The sequence below is a fragment of the Alphaproteobacteria bacterium genome, assembly GCA_030739735.1.
Lineage (GTDB): Bacteria > Pseudomonadota > Alphaproteobacteria > UBA7887 > UBA7887 > UBA7887.
Genome location: JASLYQ010000005.1, coordinates 119,011 through 128,348 on the forward strand (window position 1 = coordinate 119,011; position 9,338 = coordinate 128,348).

Consider the following 9,338-nt stretch of genomic DNA (forward strand, 5'->3'; position numbering starts at 1 on the left):
GGCGCACGGTAGAGGTACGGCGCAGAAAAATACTACCTGGCCGCCCCTGCAGCAAGCGAACCCGGTTCAGGGCTGCCCAGATTCATCCAACACCAACAAATCCTCTTGCCCGCCTAGGTTGAGAACAGCTCCGGCACGTTCCTCAAGCAAATCAGGATCGAGGCCCTCGGGCCGCAACATGACCACCCGATTCTCCAGCTGACTCCGCTCCGCGCTGGTCTCTGCGACTTCTTTGGTCAGGGTCAGGATATCTTCCTCGAGGCGCATCCAGGCCAGAATGCCGCGGTCGCCATGCACCATGTGATAGCCGAGGTAGAGTGCGAAGGCGAGCAAAAGCGCCGGCACTGCGGCGCGGCGCATACGCCGCCCCGAAGCCGTGAGCGCACTGCCGCGCGCCGTCGCCATCAGCGACCAACGAAAGCGGCAGGCCCGGCGTAGCGGGCGGCAACGCCAAGCCGCTCTTCAATACGAAGGAGTTGATTGTATTTCGCCAACCGATCACTGCGCGACAGCGACCCGGTCTTGATCTGCCCGCAATTGGTCGCCACGGCCAGATCGGCGATGGTGGTGTCCTCGGTCTCACCCGAGCGGTGGGAGAGCACGGCCCGATAGCCGGCCCGATGTGCCGTCTCCACGGCTTCCAACGTCTCGCTTAGCGTGCCAATCTGGTTGACCTTAATCAGAACGGCGTTGGCCGCGCCCTTCTCGATGCCCTGGCGCAAGCGGGCCGGATTGGTCGCGAAGAGATCGTCGCCGACAAGCTGCACTCTGTCGCCAAGCGCATTCGTCAGGCCGACCCAGCCGTCCCAGTCGTCCTCATCAAGGGGATCCTCGATCGAGACGATCGGATAGCGTTCAGTCAACTCACTATAATAAACTCTCATGGCCGCGGCATCAAAGGTCCTGCCCTCGCCCGCCAAATTATATTTGCCGTTCCGATGGAACTCGCTGGCCGCAGAATCGAGTGCAAAGGCGATATCCTCGCCCGGCCGATACTCAGCTGCCTCAATGGCTCGCAGAGCATAATCCAGCGCCTCGGCATTGCTGCCGAGATTGGGCGCAAAGCCACCCTCGTCGCCGACCGCCGTCATGTGCCCAGATTCTGATAGCAGCTTGGCCAACGCGTGAAAAACCTCAGCGCCCCAGCGCAGCGCTTCCGCGAAGCTCGGCGCGCCAAGTGGCACGATCATGAACTCCTGCAAATCCAAAGAGTTATCGGCGTGGACGCCGCCATTGACGATGTTCATCAAGGGTACTGGCAGGGTATGGGAAAAACTGCCACCGACATAGGCGTAGAGTGGCAGGCACGCCTCCACCGCGGCAGCTTTCGCCGTCGCCAGACTGACCCCCAGCAGCGCGTTGGCGCCGAGCCGGCTCTTGTCCTCGGTGCCATCAAGGCTCACTAGGAGACGGTCGATGGCTACCTGGTCTTCCGCGTCGCGACCGGACAAGGCATCAAAGATCTCGCCGTTAACGCCCGCAACGGCGTTGCGCACACCCTTACCACCGTAGCGGTTAGTATCACCGTCGCGCAACTCGACCGCTTCATACTTACCGGTCGAGGCACCGGACGGCACTGCCGCCGTGCCAATAGTGCCGCCTTCCAGCTCGACCTCAACCTCAACAGTTGGATTGCCGCGGCTGTCGAGGATTTCGCGGCCTCGGATATCGATGATGGCGGTCATGCGGTACGCCCCTTGACCACATGATCGATATCAATTAATACTGGAAGAAGGTCCCTCATCTCTTTGATAGATAACATATTTAGTCCATCACTTGGAGCATTATCCGGGTCTTCGTGAGTTTCCATGAAAACCATGGCTACACCCACCGCCACCGCAGCCCGTGCCAGCACTGGCACGTATTCCCGCTGGCCACCGCTGCTACCGCCAAGCCCGCCGGGCTGCTGTACCGAATGCGTGGCGTCGAAAACCACAGGATAGCCAGTATCGGCAAGTGCCGGCAGTGCCCGCATGTCCGACACCAGGGTATTGTACCCGAAGCTTGCGCCACGTTCCGTGAGCATGATGCGACGGCAATTCGAGCCTTCCAGCTTGCGCACCACGTTAACCATGTCCCAGGGCGCCAGAAACTGACCTTTCTTCACGTTCACCACGCATCCTGTGGCGCCGGCGGCAACCAGCAGATCGGTCTGGCGGCAGAGGAATGCTGGAATTTGCAGGACGTCCACCGCTTGGGCCACACTGGCACACTGACTGGGCTCATGCACATCGGTCAGCACAGGGCAGCCGTAGGTCTCTCGCAGTTCGGCAAAAATCGGCAGACTGGCATCAAGGCCGAGCCCGCGGGCCGCATCGAGGGTGGTCCGGTTCGCCTTGTCGAACGAGGTCTTGTAGACGACGCCAATACCCAGCGCCTTACCGAGTTCAACCAGCGCGCCGCATATATCGTGCGCGTGCTGGGCGCTCTCGAGCTGACACGGTCCGGCAATGATCGACAGCGGCAGGTCGTTGCCAATCCGCACATTGCCTACATCGATGTGGGTATGACCGGTCATCACACCAGACGGGATTGCTCGACCGCTGCGGCGATGAACGATGCGAACAGCGGATGTGGATCGAAAGGCTTCGAGCGCAGCTCGGGGTGAAACTGCACGCCGATAAACCAGGGGTGGCCTTCCAATTCCACGGTCTCGGGCAAGCGACCGTCCGGCGACATGCCGGCAAAACGCAGACCTACCTCCTGCAAGCGCTCACGATAGCGCACATTGACCTCGTAGCGGTGTCGGTGGCGCTCGCTGACGGGGTGACCATTGTAGATATCGGCAATCTTGGTGCCCTCTTCCAACATGGCCTCATATGCGCCGAGGCGCATGGTACCCCCCAAATCGTCTGTGTCGCGGCGGGTCTCGACCATGCCGTCGCGCAACCATTCACTCATCAAGCCGACTACGGGATCGTCGCAAGGGCCGAACTCGGTTGACGAGGCGCCAGGCAAATCGGCGAGATTGCGTGCTGTCTCGATCACCGCGAGCTGCATGCCAAAGCAGATGCCAAAAAACGGCACCCCGCGCTCGCGCGCGAAAGTGACGGCCGCCATCTTGCCGAGCACGCCGCGCTCACCAAAGCCGCCGGGCACAAGGATGCCATTGACGCCCTCAAGGCTCTGCACGAAGTCGTCGGACTCGAAAATCTCAGAATCGATCCACTCCATGTGCACACGGACGTTCTGTGCAATACCACCGTGCGTGAGCGCCTCTGTTAGTGATTTGTAGGCATCCTGCAGGCCTATATATTTACCCACTACGGCGATGTTTACCTCGCCTTCTGGGCCTTTGGCTCGCTCCACGACCCGTTTCCAGACACCGAGATTGAGCTCGTCCTCGACCTCAATGCCGAACTTGGCATAGACCTGTGTATCGAGCCCGGCCTCGTGATAGGTGATCGGCACCTCGTAAATGTTTTCGACATCGATCGCGGGGATCACGTCTTCCTCGCCGACATTGCAGAACAACGCGATCTTGCGGCGCTCACCCAGCGGAATCTTGCGGTCGCCACGACAAATCAGGATATCCGGCTGGATGCCGATACCACGCAGCTCCTTGACCGAATGCTGCGTAGGCTTGGTTTTGAGCTCACCGGCCGACGGAATATAGGGCACCAGGGTGAGATGGATATAGAGCACCTGCTCGCGCCCGAGATCCCAGCCGAGTTGGCGGATAGCCTCAAAGAATGGGAGACCCTCAATATCGCCGACAGTGCCGCCGATCTCGCAGAGCACGAAGTCCGCATCTTCAGTGTCGGCGACGACAAATTGCTTGATCTCGTCAGTGACATGCGGGATCACCTGCACCGTGCCACCGAGATAATCGCCACGCCGCTCTTTGGCAATGACTTCAGAATAGATGCGCCCGGCAGTGACGTTGTCACTCTTGCGCGCGGGCACACCCGTGAAGCGCTCGTAATGGCCGAGGTCGAGATCGGTCTCGGCACCATCGTCGGTAACGTAAACTTCGCCATGCTGATAGGGGCTCATGGTGCCCGGATCTACGTTGAGATAGGGGTCGAGCTTACGCAGACGGACCTTGAATCCGCGTGCCTGCAACAAGGCACCTAGCGATGCTGCTGCCAAGCCTTTTCCAAGCGATGAGACCACGCCGCCAGTAACGAAAATGAACCGCGTCATGGGCGTTTATCCTAACGCCTCGCGATGCTCCCGGCTAAGGTAAATGCACCTAACCCGCAAGTCCTTACGTGCAAAGGCTTATTCGTCTGCAGGAACGATTGGCCCCTCGTCGGGCGTCGGTAATGGGAGCAACGTCGATTCGGTGGCGGGCTGCTCGCCGACGTCGAGGATAGAGGTCGGCTCGCTAGTGCCGGATGCCATGATCGCCAACAGCATACTGGTACCCATAAAGCAGGCCGCGAGGATACCGGTGGTGCGGGTGAGCAGGTTGGCCGACTGACGCCCGCTCATGATGCCACCAAACGAGCCGCCGCCGAGCCCGCCAAGGGCGCCGCCGTCACTGCGTTGCAGCAGTACCGTGACCACCAAGGCAATGGCTATCAACATGTGAATCACCAGGATCACCGCGGTCATTGTCTCACCTCGCTCACTGTTCGCGGGCCGTCATACAGCCTCGGCAGCACTTTGACAAATGGCCCAGAAATCATTGGCCTTCAAGGCCGCACCGCCAATCAATCCGCCGTCGACGTCCGCGACTGCAAAAAGCTCCGCGGCGTTGCCAGGCTTGACCGAGCCCCCATATAGCAATCGCGTTGCCAGCGCATCGACTCCGGTCATCGTGTCGAGGCAATCGCGCATGTGACGGTGCATCTCCGCAACATCGTACGCGCTCGCGGTACGCCCAGTTCCGATCGCCCAAACGGGCTCGTAGGCAACAACCAAGCCCGGCGCGCTATCGGGCACGGACTCGGACAATTGCTGGCCGACCACTGCAAGCGCCCCACCAGCATTGCGCTCGGCCTCGGTCTCGCCCACGCAAATAATCGGCGCAAGACCGGCCACCACTGCGACCTCCGCCTTTGCACGAACCAGGGCGCTGCTTTCGCCATGGTCCTGACGACGCTCGGAATGGCCGAGAATGACGAGCCTGCATCCGGCATCGGCAAGCATCGGCGCGGCAATATCGCCCGTATGGGCGCCGTGGGTTTCTGCCGCGCAGTCCTGACCGCCAAGCAGAATGGATGAGCCCTCTATTGCTGCGGCAACGGTAGTCAGCAAGGTGGCGGGCGGGCACAACGCGACATCGCATCTGTCATCAGCGCGCTCGCGCGCAGCGGCGGCCAGGGCCGCACCGTCAGCACGCAGGCCGTTCATCTTCCAGTTGCCAGCCACCAGCGGCCGTCGTGTTGTCGCCATCGTTCATTCCCTACCGTTTGATTGATCGATTTAACACACTTACTTGTTCTGTCCGAGATGCCTGTTGCCGCTGTCCGGCCCGACTCTTATGATGCGCCGCGTTTCCCAGGGACGGTAACTGATGAGCGCTTAGGCGCAAGGGCTTGCGGCATGCTTGATGCCATTCGAAATCGAACCAAGAACTGGGTGGTCAAAGGCTTTATGATCATCCTTGCCCTCAGCTTTGCAGTATGGGGTATCGGCGACATGTTCCGCGGCTCCCAAGACCCTGCCGTGGCGGAAGCGGGATCAGTGCCCATCCGCGTCTCGGCGCTGCAAAATCAATACCGCCGCTCGCTGGCGAGCTTCCGGCAGATGACCCGCGGTCAGTTGACCGACGAGCAAGCGCGAGATTTTGGCGTTCTTGAACAGACTGTGGAAACCCTCGTGGTCCGGGCGCTAATGGCTCAGAAGACGAGCGACATCGGCATCGGTATCTCGGATGACGCTGTGCGCCAGGCCATCGCCGACAGCCCAAGCTTCCGTAACGAGGCCGGTTTGTTCGACCGCATGCTCTACGAGGCTGCCTTGCGCGAGAATGGCTATAGCGAACAAAGCTATGTTGCGACCGTGCGCGAGGATCTGGCCAGTGCCCAGATCATCGGCAGTCTTACCGAGGGCCTAGCAACGCCGGAGGCAGTCATCGATCTGCTGCACGCCCATCGTGGCGAGCGCCGGCGCGCCATCGTCGCTACCATCATGCCCGAGACCATGAGCAATATCTCCGAGCCAACGATCAGCGATATCCAGACCTATTACACAGCAAATGAAGCCCAGTTCATGGCCCAGGAGTCACGGCGGGTGGCTTTTCTGTCACTACGCCCGGCTGACCTCCTGGACGAAATCGAGGTGGCCGACGAATACGTGAGAGCAGAATACGACGCCCGCGTCGAGGCACTCACTGTGCCAAACCGTCGCGATATCGACATGGTCGTTCTGGCAGACGAGGACGCGGCGCAGGCGGCGCAGCGGCGCGTGCAGGAAGGCGAGGATTTTTTTGCCGTCGGCGCCGACATCACGGGCAATACCAAGGACGATATGCGCCTCGGCCTCGTCGAGGAAGGCGACCTGCTGCCAGAGATCGCCGAGGCGATCTTCTCCGCCCCGATCGACGAGGCCCTATTCTTCCGGAGCGCTTTCGGCTGGCATCTCGTGCGTGTCAACGAGGACATACCGGGAGGCACCCCGACCTACGAGGACGTGGCCGAGGAGATCCGCCTCGAGTTCAAGATCAAAGAGGCGGCAGATGCCACCTGGGTCCTGAGTGGCCGTCTCGAGGACGAACGCGCTAGCGGCGCTACGCTAGAGGAAGCGGGGCGGGCTCTGGGCATTACCACCATCTCGCTTGGACCGCTCGATCGCTACGGGCGTGATGTCAAGGAAAAGGCCATCGAGGACATGCCGCCAATCGCCGATTTTCTGGACAACGCTTTCCGGGCTCAGGAAGGCGAGGAATCTGACCTTATCGAGGCCCCGGGAAATATTTTCTATGCCTTCCGCGTTGACAGCGTTCAGCCGGCTGCCGTCAAACCGCTCGATACTGTGCGCGAGCAGGTCGCCGATGCCTGGCGCGACGAGCGCCGCAAGGAAGCCGCGGCTGCCATGGCGGCGGAGCTTGCCGGGCGCGCGGCTTCCGCTGGTGCACTCGTTGCCGCAGCAAGTGACTTGGGCATAGAGACCGGCGAGACCGCTGCGTTCACCCGCGAGGGCCGCAATATGGATTCGGGCCTGACCCGAGCCGTCGCCGATGCAGTCTTTGCACTGGACGAAGGCGAGGCGACCGGACCCGTAGAGACGACCGGTGGCAACCAGGTGGTCGCCGAGTTAATCGAGGTCATCGCCGCCGACGACAGTGATGGCGAAGCCAAGACTGCGATTGCCGGCCGCATGACAGAGGCCTATCGCCTCGACGTACTGGATGCATACGATGCCATGCTGCGGCGCGAATATGGCGTCAGCGTCGACCGTGCCCTGATCGACACCATCTATTAGGCGCTAGACGGCGTATGGTGATCCTCCCCGACTACGATAGCTTCGCCGCTACTTACGAGGCAGATCAGGCACAAGTTGCCTGGACACGTCTCGTGGCGGATCTGGAAACGCCGGTCTCGGCCATGCTCAAGCTGAGCGATGGCAGACCGAACAGCTTCCTGCTGGAATCGGTCGAAGGCGGTGCCGTGCGCGGCCGCTACTCCATCATCGGCCTCAAGCCCGACCTTATATGGCGCTGCCGCGGCGACAAGGCCGAGGTCAACCGCCGCGCCCGCTACGACGCCAACGCGTTCGAGCCGTGCGAGCGCAGCGCGCTCGATTCGTTCCGTGCTATCGAGCACCAATCCCGCATCGTTTTGCCAGAGGGGCTACCGCCCATGGCTGCCGGCCTGGTGGGCTACATGTCCTATGACATGGTGCGCCTGATGGAGCGCCTGCCGGACGATAATCCGGATGTGCTCGGCGTGCCCGATGGCCTCTTCCTGCGTCCGACCGTGATGGTCATCTTTGATGCGGTTGACGACATGATCACCGCCGTGACGCCAGTCCGCCCCGATCCCGGCGTCAATACGCGCTCAGCTTACGGCATGGCGGGCGAGCGGCTGTCGGACATCGTCGCCGATCTCGACCGCAGCCTGCCGGCGACTCGCGCCATCGACGCGGATAGTACGAGCCTGCCCGAGCCCGTCTCGAACGTCACCCGCGAACGCTACCACGCCATGGTCAAGCAGGCGAAGGAGTACATTAGCGCGGGTGACATCATTCAAGTCGTGCCCTCGCAGCGCTTTGCCGTGCCCTTTACGCTGCCGCCCTTTGCGCTCTATCGCGCCCTGCGCCGCCTCAACCCGTCGCCGTTTCTCTTCTTCCTCGATTTCGATGGCTTCTCGGTGGTCGGTTCGAGCCCGGAGATCCTGGTACGCCTGCGCGACGGCAAGGTCACCATCCGCCCCATCGCCGGCACTCGCGTTCGCGGTGCCAACCGGGCCGAGGACCAGGCCCTGGCAGACGATCTGCTCGGCGATCCCAAAGAGCGTGCCGAGCACCTGATGCTGCTGGATCTCGGGCGTAACGACGTCAGCCGCGTCGCCAGGATCGGCAGCGTCCAGGTCACCGAACAGATGGAGATCGAGTATTACAGCCATGTCATGCACATCGTCTCCAACGTCGAAGGCGAGATTGACGACGATCATGATGCAATCGATGCCTTGATCGGTGGCTTTCCTGCTGGCACGGTTAGCGGTGCACCCAAAGTACGAGCCATGGAAATTATCGACGAGCTGGAGCCAGAGCGCCGCGGCATCTACGCGGGCTGCGTCGGCTATTTCGCCGCCGACGGCGCCATGGACACCTGCATCACCTTGCGTACGGCCGTGATCAAGGACGGCACCATGTACGTCCAGGCCGGCGGCGGCGTGGTCGCCGACAGCGACCCGGAAGCCGAATACCAGGAAACTCGCAACAAAGCCCGCGCCCTCATTCGTGCCGCCGAAGAAACAGTGAGTTTCGCCAGTAGCGGGCGAAACTAACGGGTCTGCGCCGTAATCGTCAGCGCCGGCTCAACGGCAAAATCTATCGTCACCGGCGAAATGCCCGCGGCACGCGCGCGCGGTAACCAGCGCTGGATGGCCTCGATGGTCTCGTCGTAGGGATGGCCGATAGCCACCGCCAAGCCGGTGTTGCGGGCTATACGCTCGGCCTCGGCGAACTGCAGGTCGATGGCGGCAGGATCGCGGTGGTTATCGAGGAACACGTCGCGGGCCCCGCTAGGTATGCCTAGCGGACGGGCAAGCTGCCGCACGACGCTATCGGACGTGGTCATGGAATCTAGGATCATCAGGCCGCGCGAGGCTATCACGTCGATGACACTCGCCATAGCCGTGGCGTTTGAGGTAAAGCGGCTGCCCATGTGGTTGTTGAGTCCGATCGCGCCCGGCACGCGGTCGAACGCCTTTGCCAAGCGCAGG

At 61.7% G+C, this 9,338-nt stretch carries 9 protein-coding genes; 2 read left to right on the forward strand and 7 right to left on the reverse strand.

What is annotated here, in order from left to right; all coding sequences use genetic code 11:
- Window positions 1-66: 66 nt before the first annotated feature.
- The 6 genes from QF629_04550 to tpiA form a co-directional block, all read right to left on the reverse strand.
- Window positions 67-405, reverse strand: coding sequence for a septum formation initiator family protein (locus QF629_04550; protein MDP6012803.1), 339 nt, complete (start codon window positions 403-405; stop codon window positions 67-69).
- Window positions 405-1,685 (reverse strand): phosphopyruvate hydratase, encoded by a 1,281-nt coding sequence (eno, locus tag QF629_04555; GenBank protein MDP6012804.1) that lies wholly within the window; start codon window positions 1,683-1,685, stop codon window positions 405-407. The genes QF629_04550 and eno overlap by 1 nt, the downstream gene beginning before the upstream one ends.
- Window positions 1,682-2,518, reverse strand: a complete 837-nt coding sequence (gene kdsA, locus QF629_04560; protein MDP6012805.1) for a 3-deoxy-8-phosphooctulonate synthase — start codon at window positions 2,516-2,518, stop codon at window positions 1,682-1,684. Before kdsA ends, eno begins: the two co-directional genes overlap by 4 nt.
- On the reverse strand, window positions 2,518-4,146 hold the full coding sequence (locus QF629_04565) for a CTP synthase (GenBank protein MDP6012806.1): 1,629 nt from the start codon (window positions 4,144-4,146) through the stop codon (window positions 2,518-2,520). Before QF629_04565 ends, kdsA begins: the two co-directional genes overlap by 1 nt.
- Before the next feature lie 78 nt (window positions 4,147-4,224).
- Window positions 4,225-4,560: a preprotein translocase subunit SecG gene (gene secG / locus QF629_04570; GenBank protein ID MDP6012807.1), complete on the reverse strand. Its 336-nt coding sequence runs from the start codon at window positions 4,558-4,560 to the stop codon at window positions 4,225-4,227.
- Window positions 4,561-4,590: 30 nt separating this feature from the next.
- On the reverse strand, window positions 4,591-5,343 hold the full coding sequence (tpiA, locus tag QF629_04575) for a triose-phosphate isomerase (GenBank protein MDP6012808.1): 753 nt from the start codon (window positions 5,341-5,343) through the stop codon (window positions 4,591-4,593).
- Between the two features lie 150 nt (window positions 5,344-5,493).
- On the opposite strand from tpiA, the gene QF629_04580 reads away from it, so the two are divergent.
- Together QF629_04580 and trpE are read left to right on the forward strand one after the other, a co-directional pair.
- Window positions 5,494-7,374 carry a SurA N-terminal domain-containing protein gene (locus QF629_04580; protein ID MDP6012809.1) on the forward strand — a complete coding sequence of 627 codons (1,881 nt, stop codon included), beginning with the start codon at window positions 5,494-5,496 and terminating at the stop codon, window positions 7,372-7,374.
- A 14-nt stretch (window positions 7,375-7,388) separates the two neighbouring features.
- Complete coding sequence (trpE, locus tag QF629_04585) at window positions 7,389-8,900, forward strand: anthranilate synthase component I (GenBank protein MDP6012810.1); 1,512 nt, start codon at window positions 7,389-7,391, stop codon at window positions 8,898-8,900.
- On the opposite strand, the gene QF629_04590 is transcribed toward trpE, so the two are convergent.
- Window positions 8,897-9,338, reverse strand: a 442-nt coding sequence (locus tag QF629_04590) for a divergent polysaccharide deacetylase family protein (protein ID MDP6012811.1), incomplete at its 5' end; no start/stop codon positions are given. The two genes, trpE and QF629_04590, sit on opposite strands and share 4 nt — an antisense overlap.